This is a genomic window from Actinoplanes xinjiangensis, assembly GCF_003148685.1.
Lineage (GTDB): Bacteria > Actinomycetota > Actinomycetes > Mycobacteriales > Micromonosporaceae > Actinoplanes > Actinoplanes xinjiangensis.
On the sequence record NZ_QGGR01000012.1, the window covers coordinates 1 to 22,542 of the forward strand.

Here is a 22,542-nt window from a genome sequence, read left to right on the forward strand (position 1 = left end):
GGTGGGGGTGCGTCGGGCGGGGGTGCGTCGGGTGGGGGTGCGTCGGGTGGGGGTGCGTCGGGTGGGGGTGCCTCCGGCGGAGGCGCGCCGGGTGGGGGGGCGGTGAAGGCGGCGGAGAGCGCGCGGCGACCCGCCGAGGCCGGGCGGTTTCTCGCCGAGGCGGCGCGGATCTGGGCGGACGTCGGTGACCCGGTCGCCGCCGCCCGGGTGGACCTGGCGCTGGCCCGCACCGGCGCCGGTCGTGCCCCGATCGCCGCCCGGGTGGTCGCCGAGCACCGGCTACGCGCGCTCGGCGCCGACCCGTCGTCCGGCACCCGTTCCCTGGCCGGCGCCCCGGCCCGGCCGCCGGTGACGGTGCGGATGCTCGGCTCGTTCGCGGTGCTGCACGGCGACGACCCGGTCCCGGTCGCCGCCTGGCAGAGCCGCAAAGCCCGGGACCTGCTCAAACTGGTGATCGCCCGGCGGGGTCGGCCGATCACCCGGGACGCGCTCGGCGAGGCGCTGTGGCCGGGCGAGGCGAAGGTCGCGAACCGCCTGTCGATCACACTGTCGGTGCTGCGCGGCGTCCTGGACCCGGACCGTGGCCGGCCGGCCGATCACTACGTGACCGCGGGTGCCGGTGGCCTGGCCTACGACCCGCACACGCTGGCCGTCGACGTCGACGCGTTCCTGCAACTGGCGCACGCCGGAACGGCCGCCGCCCGGGAGGGCCGCGCGGACGAGGCGCGGGTACTGCTGTCGGCGGCGGACCTCGCGTACACCGGTGAGGTGCTGGCCGACGAGCCGGACTTCTCCGGCGCCGGGCCGCTGCGGGCGGAGGTACGGCTGGCGCGCCTGGCGGTGATGCGGGCACTCGGCGGCGTGCACGTGGCCGCCGGTGACCTGGACAGCGCGGCGTGGGCCTGGTCACGGCTGCTGGCCGACGACCCGTACGACGAGGACGTCGCGTTGCGCCTGGTCACCGAGCTGACCGCGGCCGGGCGGCACGGGGAGGCGGCCCGGCAGCGGCGCCGCTACGAGGTGCGGATGCGGGAGCTGGGCATCCCCACCCACAGCGGACCAAAGGCCGCTTCCGATGATCGGTGGCGTGACTTCTGGAACCGTATGGACTTCGACGGACGCGTGGGTGTTCATGGCGCTCGGCGGTACGAGCGAGGACGACCCGAGTCCGCTCAGCGAGATCATCACCCGGGCCGACGCGATCGAGCACGCCGTCCTGGAGAGGGCGGAGTTCACCACGTCGGCCGGCCGGCTGATCGCCGCCGGTCTGGTCGCGTCCGGCGGCGGTGGCTGGTGGCTGACGACGGCCGGGCAGGAGCTGTACGCCGAACGGACCCGGCGCAGCGGCTGGCGCGACAATCTCCTCCGCGGTCTGCGCAGACTCGGGCCGCCACCGGAGGCACCGCTGACCGTGGAGCCGGACGAGTTCGACGGGGCGGCCGGCCGGTGAATGACGACGACAACCCGGTCGAGGCCCTGATCCGGCACAACATCGAGGCGCACGACACGCCGCAGGTCCGGTTCCTGCAGAACCTGATGACGGTGCTGCTCGTGGTGTCCGGCGCCGGCGCGATGGCGGCGGGCGTGTGGCTGCTGGTCACCGGCACGCTGATGATCAGCGGCGTGATGGCGATCCTGGTCGGGGCGTTCCTGATCTTCTGGGGGCCGTATTCACGCCGCCAGATCCGGGCGGACACCGAACGCAAGGCCGCGGCGGTGCGCTACCAGCTCGACCAGGCCAAGGCGTGGCGACGGCACAACGGCTTGTGACGGTTACCAGTCCATCCACCCGTCGACAGACGGTTTACGCAGGTAGGGCGGCTCGTCGAAGTCGATGGCGGTGAGCCATGCCTCCTCGGCGACCGCCCGGTGGCCGAGCGTCCGGGTCAGTTCCCGCACCACGAGCGGCATGTGTGCCGCCCCGAACACCACGGCCACCTCGATCTCCTCACCGGCGAACGCGCCGTCGATCTCGTGGATGACGCCCAGCAGCAGCCGGTCCCGCTCGGTCAGCCCGTCCGGGCCGACCGTCTCGCCGGGCATCGGCGCGAACACGGTGCTGTCGTCGATGTCGAGGGTGTCGTCGGCGATCCAGTCGTCGCGCCCGGAGAGCGCCATCTGGAGGGCCAGCCGCGGCGTGGAGACGATCACGTCGGCCCAGCCGATGTCCGGCATCCGGCGGTCCGGGTCGGGCGGTGGAGCGGTGTGCGCGTCCGGGAAGACGATCGGCACGCCCAGCGCGCCGTAGTCGATGTCCTGGTGCACCAGCTCACGGCCGGCCCGCTGCCGGGTCAGGCGCATCGCGGTCACGTACGCGTACCCGGTCGAGCTGGGCCCGTCGTACTGTTCGGCGATGACCGCCTGGCAGGAGCGCAGCCGCTGCCAGATGGACCAGTAGTAGTCGGGGTGGCCCAGGTGGATCGTCGGGATGACGACCCATCGCAGGCCGCCGTCCGGGCGCTGGAAGACCCGCACCGACGTCCGGAAGCCGGTGGCGCTCCACTCGGTCAGCCGCATCCCGTCAGGGTAGGAACGCGGCGCCAGGCGAAACCCCGCCACGGCCGTCGCCCGGTCCACCCCGCGGCACAGCGCCAGGCGATACGCCGCCACGGTCGTCGGCCGGTCCGCCCCGCGGCACCGCAGCCCCCGGAGTGCACTGCTCTAGCCCGGAGTGCACTGCTCTCCGGGCAGGTCACGTCAGGCCTGCGCGGAGATGGTTCATCGCAGCACCAGGCCGTCGAGCATGGCGGCCGGGCCACCGCCGAACGACGTGAGACGGCGCCGCGCCGGGCCGGGCAGGCGCGGGATCAGCCGCATCGCCTGCGCGGTCGCCCACACCTGGAGCCGGCTGCGCGGCACGATCGCGTCGAGGACCTTCGGGCCGATGCGGCGGCTGTGCCGCACCGGACCGGCCAGCGCCTGCTCGTACCGGTGCAGGGCCGTGGGGATCTCGCCCGCGGTGACGTCGCGCAGCTCCGCGGCCAGCACGTAGGCGCCGGCCGCGGCCAGGCTGGTGCCGCCGCCGACAGCCGGGCCGGGACCGTATCCGGCGTCGCCGACCAGGGTGACCGGCCCCCGCGACCAGCTGTCCATCCGGATCTGCGAGATGTCGTCGAGATAGAAGTCGCCGGCCCCGGCGGCGTGCTCCAGGATCGCGCTGACACGCGGCCCGAGTCCGTCTCCCACCAGGCGGGTGAGCTGGTCCGGGCCGCGCCGGTCAAGGGGAAGATCTTCGGGTGTACGGACGAGGAACAGTGCTCTCGACAGTCCGGGGGTGAGTGTCGGGTAAACGGTGGCGGCGAGGTCGGGCGCGGTGAACGCGGCGACCGTCGGTCCGGTGCCGAGCACGTCGGGCAGCGTGTAGACGGCCAGGTAGGCGCCGAGGAACCGGCGGTGGTCGGGTTCCGGCCCGAAGGTGAGCGCCCGCACCCGGGAGTGCAGCCCGTCGGCACCGGCGACCAGGTCGGCCTCCACCGTGCTGCCGTCGGAGAGCACCGCTCGCGCCCCGTCCAGCTGCTCGATCACCGTCTCGAACCGGTAGTCGACGTCGTCACGGGTGGCGTCGTGCAGCATCCCGGCGAGCGTGCCGCGCATGATCTCGACGTGCCGGCCGGAGATGCCGCCGGCCAGGTCCGCGGTGGCCAGCGAGATCGGGTCCCGGCCGGTACGGAACAGGGTGATCGTGTCGTTGGCGGTACGGGCGGCGGTGACCCGGGGGAGCAGGCCCATCCGTTCGATGACGTCGACGGCGGGGCCGAACAGGTCGACCGCGTGGCCACCGTCGCCAGCGCGGATGCCGGCGGCCTTCTCGACGACGGTGACCTGCCATCCGTGGCGGTGCAGCCAGTAGGCCAGTACGGGGCCGGCGATACCGGCGCCGGAGATCAGCGCGTGCACGGGTGCTCCTCCCGGTCGTTTGTTTACCTATCGGTAAGTAAACAACATTGTCGCCAGTTGGCTAGACTCCCGGCGTGCCACGTGCCCGCACCACCGAGACCGCCGACCGGATCCGCAGCGCCGCGCTGGAGCTGATCGCCAGCAAGGGTGTGCACCAGGTCAGCCTGCGGGAGATCGCCGAGCGGGTCGGTGTCAGCAAGCCGGCGCTCTACTACCACTTCGCGTCCCGGGAGGAACTGGTCCGCAGCCTGGTCCAGCCGTTCATCGACGACGTGGAGGCGGCACTCGCGCCGTTCGGGGACGGCGCCGACCCGCGGGAACTGCTCGGTGCCTACTTCGATGTGACGTACCGGCATCGCGAGATCACCGCCATGATCATGCGCGAGCCGAGCATCCTGGCGCTCGTCGACCTCGCCGCCGCGGTCGGTCAGTGGCGCAGCCGCATGGTCGCCATCCTGACCGGTTCTGATCCCTCGCTCGAGGCGACGGTCCGGGCGCAGATGGCCATCGGCGGGCTCGGCGACTGCACCGTGGTGCTGCCGGACGCACCAGCCGACGCACTGCGGTCAGCCGTCCTCGACGCGGCATGCGGCCTCCTGCTCCGCCCCGCCACCTGATCCACTCCGGCCCGATGTTCGCCCGTGGCAGGCGTGCCGATGCGGCCGGGTGTCGGGGCGGTCCGACCGACACCGGCGGCTCTTATCGCAGCCGCGTGACCCCGGGGCCGGACAGGTCGGCCAGCGCGGCCCGCCGCCCGGTGATCGCCATACCCAGCGCCTCGGCCGGCCCGGAGACCAGCGCCCCGTCACCCGCCGCCCAGTCGATGTCGGTGGCCACCAGCCGGAGCCCGGCCAGGCGGCCCGGCGGTGTGAGTGCCGGCGCGGCCGCGGGCGAGGTCAAATAGTCGAGCAGGATCCGCCAGTGCTCCACGGGCACGTCGGCGTCCAGACCGAGTGGCCGCGCGATGTCCCGCAGGTGCACGCACGTCTCAGCGAACGGTCCCATCGGCCCGACGCGGGGCGGGTCCACCCGGTCCCCGGCACGCGCGCGGAGGAGGGTGGTCAGCTCACCGCGGGGTCGCTGTGCCAGCCGGCGGGTGAAGTGGTCGACGGTTCGCGCGGTGTCACCTCGATAGCGGAACGAGGCGAGGAAGAAGCGTCCGAATCCGATCAGCATCGGCTGAACGAAGTGCGCGGCCAGGTGATGCACCGTCCAGCCGTCGCACAGCGTCTCCTCTGTCCAGGCCGCATCGTCGAGCCCGTCCAGGAAGTCGGCGATCATCAGCCGGTTCGCCGTGGTCAGCCGGTAGACGTCGGCGGTCATGACGAAAGAACCTCCACGGAGACGTCAGGGTTCGAGGTGGTCACCCGGACTGTGATCATGGCCGGCGCCGCGCGGCTGGAATCGCTCCGCGGGTGCTCACGTCCGGACCTCGGCACGGACATCGCGGCTCAGGGCGGCCAGCACCCGTAGTGCGGTGGTGATCTCCTCGGACGTGCACTCGGCGGCCATGCGGTCCAGACGGGACAGCTCGCCCTCGCGGATCCGGGCGAACAGCTCCGCGCCGGCCGGGGTGGTGGCGATCAGCACCGACCTGCGGTGGGCTGGATTGATGCGGGACTCGACCCAGCCGAGCCCGGCCAGGTCGTTGACGTGCCGCTGGATGCCCTGGCGGGCCAGGTCGAGGCGGTCAGCGATGTCGGGGACGGTCATCGGGCCCTGCTCGGCGAGCATCTCCAGCACGGCCCGCATCCCGACGCTCACGCCGTCGGCCCGCAGGGAGGCCTCGACCACCCGTGCCGAGTTGAGGACGAGTGGCCGGACGTGCCGGAGGATCTCGTAGACGGTCGCGCCTCGCTCGGACATGACAACAATGATGTCATATCCAGTCAAGGCGATTCCTGCCAGGCCCTCGCCGAACTCGCGCCGCGACGTGATCGCGTCGAAGTGTTCACACCGCGCCTGGCCGGAGGCAACCGCGGCGGATCGCCATCACCCGGTGCCGCGTGTCGCCTCGATCAGCGTGCGCGACGAGTGGGCCACGAATGCGCCGTGCTCCCGGATGTGCGCGTCCAGCCGGAGCAGCTGTTCCCGGTAGCGGTCCACATCGAAATCCGGAACCCACCACACGCACTTGCGCAGAGCCCAGACGACCGCGCCGACATCGAAGAACTCCATCCGGCAGCGGGCGGTCCGCAGGTCCACCACGTCCAGCCCGGCCGTGCGCGCCTCGTCCGCCTCCCGTACCGGATCGCGGGCCAGACCCTCCCGCGGCAGCGGCTCGAGAAACCACTCGATCAGCTCGAACGCCGACGCCGGCCCGACGTGCTGCGCGAGATAGGTGCCACCCGGAGCCAGCACCCGGGCGATCTCCGCGAAGTCCGGCCGTACCGGATGCCGACTGCTGACCAGCTCGAACGTCCCATCCGCGAACGGCAGCCGCGCTCCCGGAGCCACCTCGGCGACCTCGACGCCGCGCGGCCCGAGCAGCCGTCGTGCCCGTTCGGCGTTCGGCGCCCAACCCTCGGTCACCGCCGTCCGCGGCGGCAGTACCGGCATCTCCGCGAGGACCTCCCCGCCGCCGGTGTCGAGATCCAGCGCCGATCCGGCAGCCTTCAGGCGCTCGGCGAGCAGCCGCGCATATCCCCACGGCGGCCGCTCCTCGGTGGCCCGCCCGTCCAGCCAGCCGAATCCCCACCCGCCGACGTCCGCCTCGACCCCATCAATCAAAAGCTCATCAAAGGTACGCACACCGACTCCCGTCCTCGACCTGTCGGCAGTGTTCGCCCCATCCCGGCCGAGCGCACCCGATTTCCCCGCCCGCACCCGCCGCCCCGCGCCCCGCTTCTGCCCCGCCGCTCAAGTGGTCCGCCTTCGGTCTGGCTTGCGTTCCCTCCAGCCGAGCCCGACGAGCGTCGCTTCGCGCCGCCGGCACAGCTGTCGCAGCGATAGGGCACCACTGCCGTCGAAGACGCCATCCGCCGACCCTACCGACGGTTTACGGCGCTTCGGTCGGCCGTACCATCTCGGTTATCCAATCGACGGCGACCGACGCCTGCGCCGGCGTTCCGGAGTAGAGGCCGTTGACGACGAGCCAGATCCGGTCGGTGAGCAGTGCGTCGCCGCCCGCGCCGAGCACGAGGCGGTCCATCTGGGCGCGGCTGTCGGCCAGGTAGGCCTGGGCGACGCGGGCGGGTTCGTCGGTCTCGCCGGGGAACTCGGTCAGATAGTTGCGGAAGGCGCAGCCGCGGTATCCGGGCCGGCGGACGCTGTCGGCGATCTCGGTGACCAGCGCGAGCAGGCGGTCGACCGGGTCGGCGGACCAGCGCAGGGCTTCGGTGACGGCGCGTTCGCGTTCGTGGCGGGTGAGGTTGAGATATGCCGCCGCCAACTCCGCTTTGCTGGGAAAATGCTTGTACAGCAGGTTCTTGCCACATCCGGCCGCCTCGACGACCTGGGCCATCCCGACGGCGCGGACGCCGAACTCGTAGAAGAGCCCGGCGGCCGCGGTCAGGATGGTGTCCCGTGTGCCGGGGGCCGGCGTCCGCGCCATATGATCACTTTAACGGACTGATCGGTCCAATCCGACATTCTTCTCTTTGAGCCCGTTCGCGTCGAGTTCGAGAACCCGGTCGACCAGATCGAGGCCATCCGTACGATGCGCGAGCACCAGCACGGTCCGCCCCGACGCGGCACTCAGCAGGTCCATCATCATCTCCCGCGCGCCCGCCTCGTCGATCCCCTCGGTCGGCTCGTCCAGAATCAGGAGCGCCGGATCCGCGAGCAGTGCTCTCGCGGTCGCCAGCCGCCGCCGCTGCCCGCCGGAGATCGTGCCCCCACCGGCGCCGAGCCACGCATCGAGATCCATCCACCCGAGACCGACCCGCGCCAGCACGGCCCGCAACTGCGGATCGGTCGCCGCAGGCGAGGCAAGACGCAGATTCTCCCGTACGGTCGACGCGAACACATGCCCCGTCTCCTCTCCGACGAGGACCGCGGCCCCGCTGACCTGCACGTTCCCGGCCGTCGGCGGCAGCAGCCCGGCCAGCACGGCCGCCAGCGTCGACTTCCCGCACCCCGACCGCCCCATGATCGCCGTCCGCGACCCGGCCGTCAGCTCCAGCGTCACACCGTCCAGCACCGGCACCCGCCCCGCATCCCACCCCGCCACCAGACCACTGACCCGGACCACCCCGCCGCCCATCGCGCCGGCGTTGGCCACGCACTGCTCACCACTGACCCGGCTCGCGCTGTCGCTCGGCGTGCCGGCGTGGGTCATGTCCCGCTCACCGCTGGTGGCCGCGGAACCACTCTCGATCAGAGGGGCGATAAGCTCACCGCTGTCGACCGCGGGACCGTTTTCGATCAGGCTGGCGACGCGCCTTCCGGCTCCCGCGGCCCGCCGCCGGGCGATCGCCGCCTCCGGCAGTGCCACCACGGCCTCGCCGAGAACGACCACGCCGAGCAGCACCACCGCGCTCCATTCGGCGGTGAGCCCACCGCTCCCGAGCACCACCGCGACCCCGGCGACCGCCGCTCCCCACCCGACATGGGCGACGGCCGCGGCGAGTCCGGCCCCCCGCGCCGCCCGCGACTCCAGGTCGGCGAGGGCTCGGCTTCTCTTCCCGGGTACGTCCGGACGCCCCCCACCGCCGGCCAGTTCCTCCACCCCGTCAACGGTTTCGACGACGGCGTCCCGCAGCGCGGCCCGTGCCGCGCCGGTGGCCGCCTCCTGCCGGTCCGCCTGCCGGGCCGCGACCATCGGGGCGAACAGCCCCGCGACCAGCAGACCGACCGCCATCGGCACCGCGGCCCCCGCCGCCACCCAGGCGACCACCGCGACGGCGAGCCCGGCCGTGACCGCCGCGGCGATGAGCGGCAGCCGCCCCCGCAGCAGCCCCTCGGTGGCCGCATCCACATCGTCGACGAGCCGGGTGAGCAGGTCCCCGCGCCGGTGCAACCGCGGTCCCGGAACGTGCGGAATCAGACCCGCATACACTGCGGCCCGCCGTCTACCCAGCCGCGCAAACGCCACCTCATGGGACACGAGCCGCTCCAGATACCGCAGGAGGGGCCGGGCGACGGCGCTGCCCCGGACCAGTACCACCGCCGTCGACAGACTGAGCACCGGCGGCAACGACGACGCCCGGACCAGCAGCCACGCGGCGGCCCCGGTCAGCACGATCCCGGCGACCGACGATCCGGCCCCCAGCCCGGCCGCCACCCAGAGCCGCGCCCACCACCGCCCGCCCGCCGTCTCCCGCCGCTCAGTCCGACCATCCGCCGAAGCCGCCGCCTCAGCGTCGTCGGGCCGGCTGGCCGTGGCCGCTGTCTCAACGCCACACAGGCAGCGCCGAGCGCCGCCCGCCGTCCCTCGGCTGGTCCCCACCGCTGTCTCGACGCCGTCGAGACAGCGGTGAGAGCCAGCCGGATGCCCCTGGCTGGTCGTGGCCGTCGTCTCGACCGCGTTGAGACAGCGGTGGGAGCCAGCTGGATGTTCTTGGCTGGTCGTGGCCGTTGCTTCGGGAGTGTGGAGACAGCGGTGGGAGCCAGCCGGATGCCCCTGGCTGGTCGTGGCCGTCGTCTCGACCGCGTTGAGACAGCGGTGGGAGCCAGCTGGATGTTCTTGGCTGGTCGTGGCCGTTGCTTCGGGAGTGTGGAGACAGCGGTGGGAGCCAGCCGGGTGTTGCTGGCTGGTTGTGGGCGTTGTTTCGGGGGTGTTGAGGCAGCGGTGGGAGCCAGCTGGATGTTCTTGGCTGGTTGTGGGCGTCGTTTCGACGGCGTCGAGACAGCGGTGGGAGCCAGCCGGGAATTCGGAGTCGGTGGGGGCGGGCGGGGTGCCGGCGGGGGGTGTTGCTGCCCAGGACGGGAGTTCGAGGGGGTTGGTGAAGGCGGCGGTGACGGCGAACCGGGACAGGACGGTGCCGGCCGGCGGGTGCACGTCGACGATGCGGTCGGCGGCGGCCAGCAGGGCCGGGCGGTGGGCCACTACCAGGACGGCGCAGCCCTGCGCGGCGAACTCGTGCAGGCGTTCGATGACCTGGTGTTCGGCGGCGCTGTCGAGGTGGGCGGTCGGTTCGTCGAGCAGCAGGGTGACCACCGGCGCGGTGTCGCAGTCGCGGTGGGCGGCCACGGTGCGGGTGGCACGGTGCAGCAGAACCGCGAGGGCCAACCGTTGGCGCTGGCCCGCGGAGACTCCCGCGACCTGCTCGCCGAGCGGGGTCTGGGCGGTGACCTCGCCGGTCAGGCCGGCGAGGTGCAGCGCCTCGCTCATCTCGGCGGCGGTGGTGTCCGGCGGGAACGCGTCGGCCACCGTCCGGGCGTGCGGCAGGCTCGGCCGTTGTGGCAGGTAGAACACGCTTCCGACGGCGATCGCTCCAGCTTCGGCCGGGTGGAGTCCGGCCAGGACCCGTAGCGCCGTGGTCTTGCCGGCGCCGGACAGGCCCCGCAGCGCGACGACCTCACCGGCGCGGACGGCCAGCTCCGGCAGATGCAGCGCGTCTTCGAACGCGTTCGGGTAGCGGGCCCGGATGCCGGCCGCCCGGACACCCCAGCGTCCAGCCGCGGCACGGCCGAAGAGGGGCGTCGCCGTGGTGATCCGCCCCGACTGCCCGAACGGATCGCGGGTGTACGGGGTGACGTGACCGAAGGCGGACGACAGCCCGGTGACGTCCCGTGAACGCCCGGCCGGGACGGCAGGCCCGAAGGCAGCTGACGGCGGTTCGGGCGTTTGCGGGCGGTAGTGGACGGGAGCGGGTGCCGGTAGTTGCGGTTCGAGGGCTCGCACGCGGTGGGCGGCAGCGGCCGACGGCGGTTCCGGTTCGAGGGCGTGGGGACGGTGGTGGGTGAGTGCGGGTGCCGGTGGTTGCGGCTCGGGGGCTTGTGGGCGGTGGGCGGCGGGAGCGGGTGACGGTGGGGTGGGCCTGGACGGAGAGGGGGCCGCGGCCGGGGTGGCATGGTCCAGAGGAGAGAGGATCTCGTCCACGTCGGCGATGACGGCGCCGGCGTCGGTGGAGGCGTGGTAGCGGGCCGCCATCTCCCGCAGTGGGCGGTAGGCCTCGGGGGCCAGGAGGATCACCAGGAGAGCGGGGCCGAGTTCCATCGAGCCGGCCGCGACCCGCAGGCCGGCCTGGACCGCGATCAAGCCCACCGCCAGGGTGCCGACCAGGTCGAGGGCGGTCGACGACAGGAACGCCACCCGCAGCACCCGCATGGTGGCCGCCCGATGCCGGTCGGTCAGGTCGGCTATGACGTCGATCTGGCGTTCGGCGCGGCCGTACATCTTGAGGGTGGGAAGGCCTCGCACGACGTCGAGGAAGTGGCCCGCCAGGCGGGAGTCGGCTGCCCAGCGCTGTTCGGCGCGGGCCTTCGTCGCCCAGCCGATCAGTGCGCCGAGCAGTGGGATCAGCGGCAGGGTGAACAGGGTGACGGTGGCGGAGGCCGGGTCCACTACGGCCATGATCACGACGACCAGCGGCGGGAGCAGGAGGCCGAGGACCAGGGCCGGCAGGTATCCGGAGAACCACGGGCGCAGCGCTTCCAGGCCACTGCCGAGGACGGTGGTCAGCCGGCCGGTTCCGTAGGCCGCCACCCAGGCGGGGCCCCGGCGCACCACGCGGTCCAGCAGGGACTGCCGTAGTTCGTGGGTGACGCGGGCGGCGGTCCGCTGGGCGACGACCTGCTCGGCCCAGGACAGTGCGCCGCGTGCCGCGAAGGAGACCGCCAGCACGATGATCGCCGCGCCGGTCGTGGCCGGGAGCAGGTGGCTCAGGGATTGCGCCGGGGTGCCGGCCAGCACGCCCGTCGCGCCGGCGGTCAGCGCGGTGACGATGCCGCAGAGCGCCACCGCGATGGCGATGGTGGTCAGGGCCTGACCGAACCCGATCAGGGCGAGCACGGCGACCCCGCCCCGGCTGGCCCGCGCATGCCGCAGCAGTCGCGGATCAACCGGCCCCCGGGCAACCCGCCTGACGGCCGCCGAGGGCACCGAGGGCACCGAAGACGGTGAAACGTCGGCCCGCGGGGTGGCGGTAGGCGGAGCGGCGGCCGGTGAAACGTCGGCCCGCGGGGTGGCGGTAGGCGAAGCGGCGGCCGGTGAGGCGGCAGCAGGCGGAGTGGCGGCAGGCGGAGGGGTTGTCGGGCGGGCGGCGGGTGACGGACCTGCGGAGGAGCCCGGGCCGCGGGCAGGCGGGGTGGCGGTCATGAGGCGACCCGTTCGCTGGCCACCCGGCGGCGGAAGACCCAGTAGGACCAGGCCTGGTAGACGAGGACACCCGGCAGGATCAGCACGCCGGCGATCGTGATCAGGCGCAGGGCTTCCGGGCCGGCGGCGGCGCTCGTCCTGGTCAGGGACCAGGCCGGGTCGAGGGTGCTGCGCAGGACCACGTCGCCGTGAGTGGTGAAGACGGTGACGACCGTGGCGGCCACGGCGAGGGCGACGGCGGTGAAGGACATCGCCTCGCGGGTGCGCCGGGCCAGCAGGCCGGCGGCGAAGACCACGGCCGCGGCGGCCAGGGTGAGGCGGCTGCCCGTACCGATGCCGATGAGCAGAAGGGTGACGGCGCCGACCGTGCCGGTGTGGCGGGCGAGGTCGCGTGCCCGGCGGCGGACCGGGCCGGTGGTGCGCAGGGCGAGGAACGTGGCGCCGAGCAGCACCGCGGCGAGCAGTGCGGCCAGCGCGCCGAGGCCGGCGGCGGGGGTGGCCAGGGGGCCGAGGCTGCGGCCGAGGCCGGTTCCGGTGACCTCGCCGTCGGCGCGGAGGGCGAGACCGTCGACGAGGATGCCCAGGACGGCGCCCCAGAGCAGGACGATGCCGGTGGACGAGCCGGCCAGGAGCAGGTCGGCGCGGCGCCGCCAGGACGGGGAGTCGTGTTTGCCGCGGAACTCCAGGGCCACCCCGCGGACGGCGAGGAGCAGCAGGATCGCCACCATCGGCAGGTAGAGGGCGGACATCAGGGCGGCGTACCAGGCGGGGAAGGCGGCGAACGTGACACCGACGGCGGCGACCAGCCAGACCTCGTTGCCGTCCCAGAACGGGCCGACGGTCCGGATGGCGGCGCCCCGTTCGTGTTCGTCGCGGCCGAGGACGGGGGAGAGCATGCCGACGCCGAAGTCGAAGCCTTCGAGGACGAAGTAGAGGACCCAGGCGAGGACGAGTACCGCGAACCAGAACGTGATCATGGAAGGTCGCTCCTAGTAGGCGGGAACCGGTTCGGGCTCTTCCGCGGCGGAGACGGGCGGGGCGAGCGGCTTGCGGGACAGATGGACGACCAGGCGGCACCAGACGACCGCCAGCAGGCCGTAGACCAGGGTGAACCCGGCCAGGGACGCGATCACCTCGGCGCTGGTGAGGCCGGGGGAGATGCCGTCGGCGACCTTGGAGATGCCGAACGCGAGCCACGGCTGCCGGGCGGTCTCGGTGAAGACCCAGCCGAACGTGTTGGCGGCGGCCGGCAGCAGCGGGGCGAGGAGCACGAACCGGCGCAGCCATCCGGGCGTTCCACGCCCGGGCTGCAGGAGATCCGGCAGCAGCGGCAGGCGGCGGGTGGTCTCCCAGGAGGACCAGAGGTGGTACGCCGCCAGCGCCATCCCGAGCACGCCGGCCCCGATCATGAGCCGGAACGTCCAGAACGCGACCGGGATCATCGGCACGTAGCTGCCCGGCCCGTACTGGGCGACGTAGGCCGCCTGGAGGTCGTCGATGCCCTGTACGGTCCCGCCGAACGTCCCGGTACCGAGGAAGGACAGCAGCCCGGGGATCTCGATGCTGAAGAACGGCCGGTCGTGCCCGAGTTCGCCGATCGCGAAGACCGAGAACGGCGCCGACGTGGTGGTCTCGTAGAGGGCTTCGGCGGCGGCCATCTTCATCGGCTGCACGGCCGTCATCACCTTGCCGAGGTGGTCGCCGCTGATCGCGGTGACCGCCCCGCCGACCAGCAGCATCCACGCCCCGGCCCGGGACAGCGTCCGGTAGGCGGCGTCGGCGGAGACCCGCCAGATCCCGATCGCCATCAGCAGCCCGCCGCCGGCCATCGCCGCCCCGCCCATGGTGTGCGGGAACGCCGCGAGCACCACCTCGTTGGTGAGCAGTTCGGTGAAGCTGGTCAGGTGGGCCCGCCCGGTGGCCGGGTCGAGGGCGTAGGCGACCGGGTTCTGCATGAACGAGTTGGCGGCCAGGATGATGTACGCCGACAGCAGTGTCCCGACCGCGACGATCACGATGGTGGCGGTGTGCAGCAGGCGGGGCAGCCGGTCCCAGCCGAAATACCACAGCGCCAGGAACGTGGCCTCGAGGAAGAACGCGAGCATCCCCTCGATGGCGAGGGTGGGCCCGAAGACGTCGCCGTAGAAGCGGGCGAACGCGCTCCACCCGAGCCCGAACTGGAACTCCTGGACGAGCCCGGTCACCACACCGACGGCGAACGTGACGATCAGCAGCTTGCCGGTGAACTTCGTGAGGTGCAGGTACTTCTCGTTCGCCGTCCGGATCCAGGCGATCTGGAACCCGGCGGCCGCCGACGCGAGCGATATCGACACCGGGACGAAGAGGTAGTGGTAGATCGTCACGACCGCGAACTGGAGCCGGGTCAGGTCGAGCACGTCCATGGTTACCCCTCTACGACGGTTCGTAGTAGATACTACGACGCGTAGTACGACGTGGTGAAGTAGAGTGGGTCACATGGCGAGGAACGACCTTGAGCGCGAGGTCATGACGAAGTTGTGGGACGCGGGCGAGCCGCTCACCGTCCGGCAGGTGCACGACCTGCTGAGCCGGGAGCGTGACCTGGCGTATACGACCGTCATGACCGTTCTCGACCGGCTCGCCAAGAAGGGCCTGGTCACCCAGCAGCGAGCCGACCGCGCCTACCGGTATGCCCCGGCGCAGACCCGGGAGGAGATGACCGCCGGCGTGATGCTCGACGCGCTCAGCTCCACCCCCGACATGGACGCCGCGCTCGCCTACTTCGTCGGCCGGTTGCCACCGGAGGCGCTGCGGGCCGCGATCGAGAAGGCCACCCGTAACATCGAGCGGTGACCGCCCTCCTGCTCGGCGCCCTCGGGCTGACGCTCTCGCTCCTGGCGCCGAGGCTGCTGGCGGGCGCCCGCTGGACCGACCGGGCCCCGGTCGCGGGGGTCCTGCTCTGGCAGTCACTGACGCTCACCGCCGTACTCTGTGCTCTCGGTGTGGTCCTGGCCGCGCCCGAAGAGGTCGCGCGCGCCGCCGGGGCCCGCCATCCGGAGACGGTCGCCGCGCTGCTGTTCTCCCTCGCGGTGGCCGCGACCATCGTGATCCGGCTGATCGTCTCGCTGATCCGGGTGAGTTCCCGGGCCCGCGCCCGCCGTGCCCGGCACCGGATGCTCGTCGACCTGCTCGACCGCGTCGAACAGCACGAGGGCCTCGGCGGCGAGGAGGTGCGGGTGCTCGACGGGGCGCTGCCGCTGGCCTACTGCGTGCCCGGGCGGGAGCCGCGGGTCGTGCTCAGCGACGGGGTGCTGCGGACCCTGGACCGTGAGCAGGTCGACGCGGTCCTCGCCCACGAGCGGGCCCATCTGCGGCACCGGCACGAGCTGGTGATGGAGTCGTTCACCGCGTTCTACCGGGCGGTGCCCGGCCCGCTCCGGTCGAAGGCGCCGCTGGATGCCGTACATCTGCTGCTGGAGATGGTGGCGGACGACGCGGCCCGCCGCCGGACCGGATCGGCGCCGTTGCGTGCCGCGCTGGCGCGGCTGATCGACGCCGTCCCCCTTGCGGAGGAGGTGACGGCCGACCCGGCGGGTGAATCGCGGCGCCGCCGGCTGGCCCGTCTGGACGGTCCGGTCCGGGGCTCGACGGCCCTCACCGCGGCGGGGGTGAGCGCCGCCGCCGGCCTGCTGGTACTACCCACCGTCATCGTGGTGGTGCCCTGGCTGGCGCGGGCCCTCCACAGCTGGCCGTTTTAGACCACGCTGCGTATCGCTGACGGTGCGTACAGTTCGGCGGGCTGTGCGACCTTCATTTGCCGTCTTGATCCGAGTACGGTGGTCCCCGGTCCGCCCAGCCCCCCATCGGCCACCCGGCCGATCTGGCGGACCACCGCCTAATCGCGCGTGGCCGAAACGGCCGGGTGCGAGCCGGGGAACCGAGCACCTGGGGTGAAGCCGCGGCGACGCGGCCGGGCAGACTTCCCGCCCGAACCCGTCAGCTAACCCGGTCGGCGGCTGAACGGGAAGAAAGGACAACGCACCAGCGTGAAACGGATTGGCGCGCGTCGCACCGGCCTCATGCGCGTCCTGCTGTGCGCGGCGGCCGCGGCCGGAATCCTGGTCACGGGTCCGACCGTCGCTCATGCCGAGCCCAGTCCCGGCCAGATCGAGAAACAGATCGACGAGGAGTGGAACCAGCTCGAGCCGGTCATCGAGGATTACAACGGCACCCACACCAGGCTGGTCAAGTTGCGCAAGCAGCAGAAGGATCTGGCGAAGACGCTGGCTCCGCTGCAGGCGCAGGTGGACGCCGCGATGGTGGAGGTGCGAGGCCTCGCCGTCGACGCGTACATGCAGGGTTCACCCAGCATGGTCAACGCGATGGTGCTGACCGGTTCGCCGACGGGCATGGTGGACAAGCTCACGCTTCTCAACCAGCTCGCCACCAACCGGGAGGCGTCGATCGCCGAGGTCGCGAAGCTCCGTGACAAGTACGCCGCCGACAAGGCCAAGGTCGACCAGCTCGAGTCCGAGATCGAGGTCCGCGACACCGATCTCGGTACCAAGAAGGTGGCCATCGAGAAGGAGATCACGAAGCTCCAGAAGCTCCGGATCTCGGCCTACGGCAAGGCGAACGCCGACGACGGGGAACTGCGCACCGGCCCGTGCCCGGTCGACTACACGAACGACAAGGGCGGCCGTGCCGCTCAGCGGGCGTGTGACCTGATCGGCAAGCCTTACGTCTTCGGCTCGAACGGCCCGAACAGCTACGACTGCTCGGGTCTGACGCAGGAGGCCTGGGCTGCGGTCGGCGTGCATCTCGAGCATTACACGAAGGATCAGTGGGGCTCCACCAGATCGGTGAGCCGGAGTGAGCTGAGGCCGGGTGACCTGGTCTTCTACTACTCCGACGTGCACCATGTCGGCCTCTACATCGGTGGCGGCAAGGTGGTGCACGCTCCGAGCACGGGCGACCACGTGCGGATGGCCACGATCGACCGGGGACCCATCGCCGGTTATCGCCGGCCTGCCTGACGAAACCCCCGCGAAAAGGTCGCCGTCCGAAACGACGGCGGCCTTTTCTCATCTCGTACGGCTGTGATGCTCCACCAGCCGGCGCAAGAGGCCGGCGAACCGCGCGCGTTCCTCGCCCGACAGTGGCGCGAGCAGATCGTCCTGGATCGCCTCCACCCGCTCGGTCAGCTCACCGGCCCGCTCCCGCCCGGCCGCCGTGACCGCGACGACGTTGCGCCGCCGGTCCGCCGGGTCGGGGGAGCGCTGCACGAACCCGGCCGTCTCCAGGTCGTTGAGCGCCCCCACGAGATCGCTCAGGTAGATCCCGGTGCGCCGCCCGAGCGCCGCCTGACTGGCCGGCCGGTCCGCCGGACCCGCTGGCCCGACGCGTACGGCATCACCCTCGACCGGGTGCGTGCCCTCGCCGAGCACTGGCTGGCGTTCGACTGGCGCGCCCACGAGGCCGAGCTCAACGCACTGCCCCAGCAGGTCACCGAGCTGCACGGCGACCGGGTGCACTTCTTCCACGTACGCTCCGGGAATCCCCATGCCCTGCCGTTGATCCTCACCCACGGCTGGCCCGGCTCCACGGTGGAGTTCCTGGACGTCGTCGGCCCGCTCAGCGAGCACTTCCACCTGGTCGTTCCGGCGATCCCCGGATTCGGCCTGTCCGGCCCGACCACCCGGCCCTGGGGCGTCGCGCGCGTCGCCGCGGCCTGGGCCGAACTGATGGCGCGCCTCGGCTACCCCCGCTACGGCGCCCAGGGCGGCGACTGGGGTTCCGGCATCGCCCGCGCACTGGCCGCCGTCGCACCGGAGAACGTGGTCGGTGTGCACGTCAACTACCTGCCCACGCCGGGCTCTCCGGACGGCCTGGGCCCCGCCGACCGGGAGCGGCTGGCGAAGACGATGCGGCTGGCCGCCGAGCGGCACCCCCACCAGATCCTGTTCGCGGCGACCCCGCAGACCCCGGCCTACGCGCTCAACGACTCACCGGCCGGGCTGCTCGCCTTCCTGGGCGAGAAGTTCGACACCTGGGCCGACCCGGCGACCCCGGTTGCCGACGACCGGATCGTGGCGGACGTCGCCCATCACTGGCAGTTCCGGACCGCCGGCTCGGCCGCCCGCCTGGTCAAGGAGAGCGGCCCACCGGAGACCAACGGTGTCCCGCTGGGTGTCGCGGTCCTGCCCGGCGACATCGTCCAGTCCGTCCGCCCGCTGGCCGAGCAGCGGGCGAACATCGTGCACTGGACCGAGTTCCCCCGGGGCGGCCACTTCGCCGCCCTGGAGGTCCCGGACCTGTTCACCGCGGACGTGACCGCGTTCTTCACCAGGTGAGTCAGGCCGGCGGCAGGGCCGGCGCGCCACCCTCCAGATCGTGCAGCTGCTGGACCACGTGCTGACCCAGCGCCGACCGGTAGTCCTGGGCCAGCTCGTCGAGCCGCTCGATCTCGGCCACCATCGCGGCCCGGTCCCGGGCCACCTCGTCCAGCGCCTCGGCGTGCAGGCGCCGGGCGTCGGCCTCGATCGTGTCGGCCGTCCGGATCGCGTCCCCGGTCATCTGATCGGCCTGGGCCCGCGCGCTGACCAGCAGATCGTCCGACTCGCGCTGGGCGTCGCGGACGTGCTCGTCGGCGGTGCGGTGCGCCATCCGCAGCACCCGGTCGTCGATCGCCGCGACCGGCCTGGGCTGTGCCGACGCGCGCACCTCGTCATGCGCCCGCTCCAGCTGGACCTGCATCTCCCGGGCCTCGTGCTCGGCCCGGGCCAGGCCCTCACGCATGTGCCGGAGATGGGCCGCCAGCTCGGCGACCTCGCTGTTCAGCACCGTGGTGTCGGCCACACCGTTGGAGACCTCACGCAATCGGGCGGTCAGCGCCCCGTTCTCATCGAGCAGGCGCAGCATCTCCTGGCTCGCTTCCTCGAGGAGAGCATTGACCTCCTCCTCGTCGTAGCCGCGCTTGCCGATCGGCGGCTTCCTGAAGTCCACGTTATGGATGTCTGCGGGAGTGATCGGCATCCTTTACCTCGCTTCCCGGCGTCCCTGACGACAGCACAACGCCCGGGGAACCGGTTTCGGCACGGCGGCACAGTGGTCCGGCGTGGACGGGCGCTGGCGAATCGTATCCGCCGTCCGCCAGTCCAGCAGGCGTAAGCGGGCCGCGATCACCCATGAGCGGACGCAAAAGACCAGGTCGGCGCCATCTGTGCAGAATCCGTCACTCGGTGGCCCCGGCCGGGTGACATGGGGGGCGGGGCATAATCGCTTGTCATGAGTGATGCCTTGATCAACAGCCTGGTCGCCGCCGTCGAGGCGCGACCCGACGACCTGACGCTGCGGCTGCACCTGGCCGAGTTGCTGGTCGCGGCCGGCCGTGGCCCGGAGGCGATCGGGCACGCCGCTCAGATCCTGGCCCGTGAGCCCGGTCACGAGGCGGCTCGGCAGCTGATGGCCCGCGCTCTCGGTGGCGGTGCTCCGGGCGTACCGCCGCAGGGGTCCGCGCAGGATCCGCCCGCGGAGAGCGCGGCAGCCACGCCGGCCGCCGGACCGGCCGCGGAACCCGCCCCGGGCCGGGCCGGCATCGACTGGGCCGCGATGGAGGAGCAGTTCGGGGACGTGGTGCCACCGCGGTTCGCGCGGGCCGACGGCGAGCCGGACCCGGTGCGCGGGCACGCCGACCGGGCGTTCGACGTCGAGCGGTCCACCGTGACGCTCGCCGACGTCGGCGGCATGACCGACGTGAAGAAGCGGCTCGAGGTGTCGTTCCTGGGCCCGCTGCGCAACCCGAAGCTGCGCACCCTGTTCGGCAAGAGCCTGCGCGGCGGCCTGCTGCTCTACGGCCCGCCCGGATGCGGCAAGACGTTCCTGGCCCGGGCCGTCGCCGGCGAGATGGGTGCCGCGTTCATCAGCCTGAGCATCACCGACGTGCTGAACATGTGGATCGGCAGCTCCGAGCGCAACCTGCACGACCTGTTCGAGTCGGCCCGCGGGCACGCGCCGTGCGTGCTGTTCCTCGACGAGATCGACGCCCTCGGCCACAAGCGCAGCCAGCTCCAGTCGTCCATGCGGACCGTGGTCAATCAGCTACTGACCGAACTCGACGGTGTCGACGGCGGCAACGACGGCGTGTTCGTGCTGGCCGCCACGAACGCACCGTGGGACGTCGACTCGGCGCTGCGCCGCCCCGGGCGTCTGGACCGCACCGTCCTGGTGCTGCCGCCGGACGACCCGGCCCGCGCGGCGATCCTCGAATACCACCTGCGGGGCCGGCCGGTCGCCGGCATCGACCTGGACGCGGTCGCCGCCGCCACCGAGCACTACTCCGGCGCGGACCTGGCGCACCTGTGCGAGACCGCCGCCGAGTACGCGATGCGCGACTCCATCGACACCGGCGAGATCCGCATGATCAACCAGGCCGACATGCTGGCCGCCGCCCGTGAGGTGCGCCCGTCCACCGACGCCTGGTTCGCCACCGCCCGCAACGTGGCGATGTTCGCCAACGAGAGCGGCGCCTACGACGACCTGGCCGCCTACCTGAAGAAGCGCAAGATCCGATGAGCGCCGCCGGCCGGCTCGAGAGACGCACGATCCGATGAGCGCAGCCGCCGCCCGCGCGCGGGCGCTGGCCGGTGTCGGCCGCCTGGAGCAGGCCGAGACCGCGGTCCGGGAGGGACTGGCCGAGACCCCCGCCGACGCCGAGTTGCTCGGCCTGCTCGCCGGGCTGCGCCGGTTGCGGGGCCACTACGCCGACGCGCTGGAGTTCGCCGACGCCGCGGTGAGCGTGGCACCCGGGCAGCCGGTCGTGCACATCGAGCGTGCCGAGTGCCTGCTGCTGCTCGCCCGGCCCGGTGACGCGGAGGCCGCGGCCCGTGAGGCGGTGCGCCTGGCGCCGGACCGGCCCGAGCCGCACCGCGCGCTGGCCCGCTGCCTGGTGCTGCGCCGGGAGTTCGGCGCGGCGCGGGCGGCGGCCGGCCGGGCGGTGGCGATCGCGCCGCACTCGGTCCCCGACCTGATGACGCTGGCCGAGGTGGAACGCAACGCCGGCGACCGCGACGCCGCGCGGCGGGCGGCGGCACGGGCGCTGGCCGAGGACCCGGAGGACGCCGAGGGCCGCTGGATGATCGCCCTGCTGGACGCGGAGAGCCTGCGGGTCCGGGAGGCGATGCACGGCCTGCGGCAGCTCGCCGCCGACCACCCCGACCGGTACGGCGCCCCCGCACTGGCCTGGCCGGTCCGCGGTCTGCTCGCCGGACTCCGCCGGGGGACGCCGGCCGGGCTTCCGGTGGTGGCCGTGCTGGCCCTGGCCGACCACTGGTGGGAGCCGGCCTCGCTGCTGGCCAGGGGCACGGCGGCCGTGATGGCGCTGGTCACCGTGGGCCTGGCACTGCGGGTGCTGCTGCCGGCGGGCCGTCTGCCGTGGCTGTGCGTGGGCCTGCTGCCGGCGCGCACCCGCCGCGCGATCGGCGCCGGGCTGCTCGCCGCGAGCGGTACGGTCCATCTTCTTCTCTGGTACGCGGTGAGCCCCCACCCGCTCACCCTGGCGCTGGCGGCCGTCGCGGTGGCTGTGCTGCTGGCCGCCGGTGCCGTCGAGCGCACGTGAACGGGGGGTTACCTCACTCTTTCCTCCACGAATCTTGCACAAACTGCAAGATCGGCGGATGCTGTGCCCCTTGATCAACGGGGGGCGGTATGGCGAGCGATACACGACGGTTGTCCGCGCTCCGGGAACTCGCCCTGATCGCCGCCCTGTTCCTGGTCTACAAGGCGGCGCGGCTCGGCGCCGACGGCCATGTGGACGAGGCGTTCCGCAACGCCCGGGCGATCTGGGACACCGAACGTCTGCTGCGGCTCCCCGGTGAACTGGCCGTTCAGCAGTCCCTGCTCGGCTGGAACGGCCTGATCGAGGTGGCGAACAGCTACTACGCGTACGTCCACTTTCCCGCGACCGCAGCCTGCCTGATCTGGCTCTACCGGTGGCGGCCCGCCCACTACCGGTGGACGCGCAACGTCATCGTGCTACTCACGGCCGGTGCGCTGGCCGTACATTTCCTGATTCCGCTCGCACCGCCGCGCATGCTCACCGACACCGGCATGCTCGACCTCGGCCGTCTCTACGGCCCCGCCGTCTACGGCCCGCCGGAGACCGACCAGATCTCCAATCAGTACGCGGCCATGCCGTCCCTGCACGTCGGCTGGGCCCTGGTCGTGGCGGTCGCCCTGATCGCCGCCACCACGAGCCGCTACCGGGCACTGTGGCTGCTCCATCCGGTGATCACGCTGCTGGTCGTGGTCGCCACCGGCAACCACTACTGGCTCGACGCCCTCGCCGCGGCCGCCCTGCTGGCCGGCGCCTACGCCCTGCTGCGCCACCAGCGCCCGCTACGGCTCCCGGTCCCACCGAACCCGCTGGCCGCCGTCGGGTAAGTTGATCCACCGTGATCGACACC

General features: G+C 72.6%; 20 protein-coding genes and 1 riboswitch. Of the genes, 9 read left to right on the forward strand and 11 right to left on the reverse strand.

What is annotated here, in order from left to right; genetic code table 11:
- Positions 1-102 precede the first annotated feature (102 nt).
- On the forward strand, positions 103-1,770 hold the full coding sequence (locus BC793_RS25440) for an AfsR/SARP family transcriptional regulator (RefSeq protein WP_158319360.1): 1,668 nt from the start codon (positions 103-105) through the stop codon (positions 1,768-1,770).
- Between the two features lie 3 nt (positions 1,771-1,773).
- On the opposite strand, the gene BC793_RS25445 is transcribed toward BC793_RS25440, so the two are convergent.
- Positions 1,774-2,517: a hypothetical protein gene (locus BC793_RS25445; protein WP_146246440.1), complete on the reverse strand. Its 744-nt coding sequence runs from the start codon at positions 2,515-2,517 to the stop codon at positions 1,774-1,776.
- A gap of 201 nt (positions 2,518-2,718) precedes the next feature.
- Positions 2,719-3,897, reverse strand: coding sequence for an FAD-dependent monooxygenase (locus BC793_RS25450; RefSeq protein WP_109596485.1), 1,179 nt, complete (start codon positions 3,895-3,897; stop codon positions 2,719-2,721).
- 74 nt (positions 3,898-3,971) lie between these two features.
- Between BC793_RS25450 and BC793_RS25455 the strand changes: the two genes are divergently transcribed.
- Positions 3,972-4,514, forward strand: coding sequence for a TetR/AcrR family transcriptional regulator (locus BC793_RS25455; protein ID WP_109596487.1), 543 nt, complete (start codon positions 3,972-3,974; stop codon positions 4,512-4,514).
- 82 nt (positions 4,515-4,596) lie between these two features.
- Here the strand turns inward: BC793_RS25455 and BC793_RS25460 are convergent, their stop codons facing one another.
- The 7 genes from BC793_RS25460 to BC793_RS25495 form a co-directional block, all read right to left on the reverse strand.
- Positions 4,597-5,220, reverse strand: a complete 624-nt coding sequence (locus BC793_RS25460; RefSeq protein WP_109596489.1) for a maleylpyruvate isomerase family mycothiol-dependent enzyme — start codon at positions 5,218-5,220, stop codon at positions 4,597-4,599.
- Between the two features lie 96 nt (positions 5,221-5,316).
- Positions 5,317-5,763, reverse strand: a complete 447-nt coding sequence (locus tag BC793_RS25465; RefSeq protein ID WP_109596491.1) for a MarR family winged helix-turn-helix transcriptional regulator — start codon at positions 5,761-5,763, stop codon at positions 5,317-5,319.
- Between the two features lie 126 nt (positions 5,764-5,889).
- Positions 5,890-6,648, reverse strand: coding sequence for a class I SAM-dependent methyltransferase (locus BC793_RS25470; RefSeq protein ID WP_109596493.1), 759 nt, complete (start codon positions 6,646-6,648; stop codon positions 5,890-5,892).
- Positions 6,649-6,895: 247 nt separating this feature from the next.
- Positions 6,896-7,450: a TetR/AcrR family transcriptional regulator gene (locus tag BC793_RS25475; protein WP_109596494.1), complete on the reverse strand. Its 555-nt coding sequence runs from the start codon at positions 7,448-7,450 to the stop codon at positions 6,896-6,898.
- A 9-nt stretch (positions 7,451-7,459) separates the two neighbouring features.
- The gene (gene cydC / locus BC793_RS51575; protein ID WP_249037391.1) at positions 7,460-11,884 is read right to left on the reverse strand and encodes a thiol reductant ABC exporter subunit CydC; all 4,425 of its coding nucleotides are present in this window, start codon (positions 11,882-11,884) and stop codon (positions 7,460-7,462) included.
- Positions 11,885-12,096: 212 nt separating this feature from the next.
- Entirely contained in the window at positions 12,097-13,077 is a 981-nt protein-coding gene (cydB, locus tag BC793_RS25490; RefSeq protein WP_109596496.1) for a cytochrome d ubiquinol oxidase subunit II, read from the reverse strand.
- Positions 13,078-13,089: 12 nt separating this feature from the next.
- Positions 13,090-14,502: a cytochrome ubiquinol oxidase subunit I gene (locus tag BC793_RS25495; protein ID WP_109596498.1), complete on the reverse strand. Its 1,413-nt coding sequence runs from the start codon at positions 14,500-14,502 to the stop codon at positions 13,090-13,092.
- A gap of 73 nt (positions 14,503-14,575) precedes the next feature.
- On the opposite strand from BC793_RS25495, the gene BC793_RS25500 reads away from it, so the two are divergent.
- The 3 genes from BC793_RS25500 (at position 14,576) to BC793_RS25510 (ending at position 17,115) form a co-directional block, all read left to right on the forward strand.
- Entirely contained in the window at positions 14,576-14,932 is a 357-nt protein-coding gene (locus BC793_RS25500) for a BlaI/MecI/CopY family transcriptional regulator (protein WP_109596500.1), read from the forward strand.
- Positions 14,929-15,837, forward strand: coding sequence for a M56 family metallopeptidase (locus tag BC793_RS25505; protein WP_109596502.1), 909 nt, complete (start codon positions 14,929-14,931; stop codon positions 15,835-15,837). The genes BC793_RS25500 and BC793_RS25505 overlap by 4 nt, the downstream gene beginning before the upstream one ends.
- 139 nt (positions 15,838-15,976) lie before the next feature.
- Positions 15,977-16,109, forward strand: a riboswitch (cyclic di-AMP (ydaO/yuaA leader).
- A 16-nt stretch (positions 16,110-16,125) separates the two neighbouring features.
- Complete coding sequence (locus BC793_RS25510; RefSeq protein ID WP_249037392.1) at positions 16,126-17,115, forward strand: C40 family peptidase; 990 nt, start codon at positions 16,126-16,128, stop codon at positions 17,113-17,115.
- Positions 17,116-17,163: 48 nt separating this feature from the next.
- Here the strand turns inward: BC793_RS25510 and BC793_RS51580 are convergent, their stop codons facing one another.
- The gene (locus BC793_RS51580; protein WP_239169918.1) at positions 17,164-17,526 is read right to left on the reverse strand and encodes a MarR family winged helix-turn-helix transcriptional regulator; all 363 of its coding nucleotides are present in this window, start codon (positions 17,524-17,526) and stop codon (positions 17,164-17,166) included.
- Between BC793_RS51580 and BC793_RS50305 the strand changes: the two genes are divergently transcribed.
- Positions 17,506-18,432, forward strand: coding sequence for an epoxide hydrolase family protein (locus BC793_RS50305; RefSeq protein WP_146246442.1), 927 nt, complete (start codon positions 17,506-17,508; stop codon positions 18,430-18,432). The two genes, BC793_RS51580 and BC793_RS50305, sit on opposite strands and share 21 nt — an antisense overlap.
- 1 nt (position 18,433) lies before the next feature.
- On the opposite strand, the gene BC793_RS25520 is transcribed toward BC793_RS50305, so the two are convergent.
- On the reverse strand, positions 18,434-19,114 hold the full coding sequence (locus tag BC793_RS25520; protein WP_109596508.1) for a DivIVA domain-containing protein: 681 nt from the start codon (positions 19,112-19,114) through the stop codon (positions 18,434-18,436).
- A 252-nt stretch (positions 19,115-19,366) separates the two neighbouring features.
- On the opposite strand from BC793_RS25520, the gene BC793_RS25525 reads away from it, so the two are divergent.
- From BC793_RS25525 to BC793_RS25535, 3 genes are all read left to right on the forward strand, one after another.
- Positions 19,367-20,653, forward strand: coding sequence for an AAA family ATPase (locus BC793_RS25525; protein WP_109596510.1), 1,287 nt, complete (start codon positions 19,367-19,369; stop codon positions 20,651-20,653).
- 34 nt (positions 20,654-20,687) lie between these two features.
- A complete protein-coding gene (locus BC793_RS25530) occupies positions 20,688-21,695 on the forward strand; it encodes a tetratricopeptide repeat protein (RefSeq protein ID WP_109596512.1) in 1,008 nt (335 codons plus the stop codon).
- Positions 21,696-21,784: 89 nt separating this feature from the next.
- Positions 21,785-22,519, forward strand: coding sequence for a phosphatase PAP2 family protein (locus tag BC793_RS25535; protein ID WP_109596514.1), 735 nt, complete (start codon positions 21,785-21,787; stop codon positions 22,517-22,519).
- The last annotated feature ends 23 nt before the right edge of the window (positions 22,520-22,542 follow it).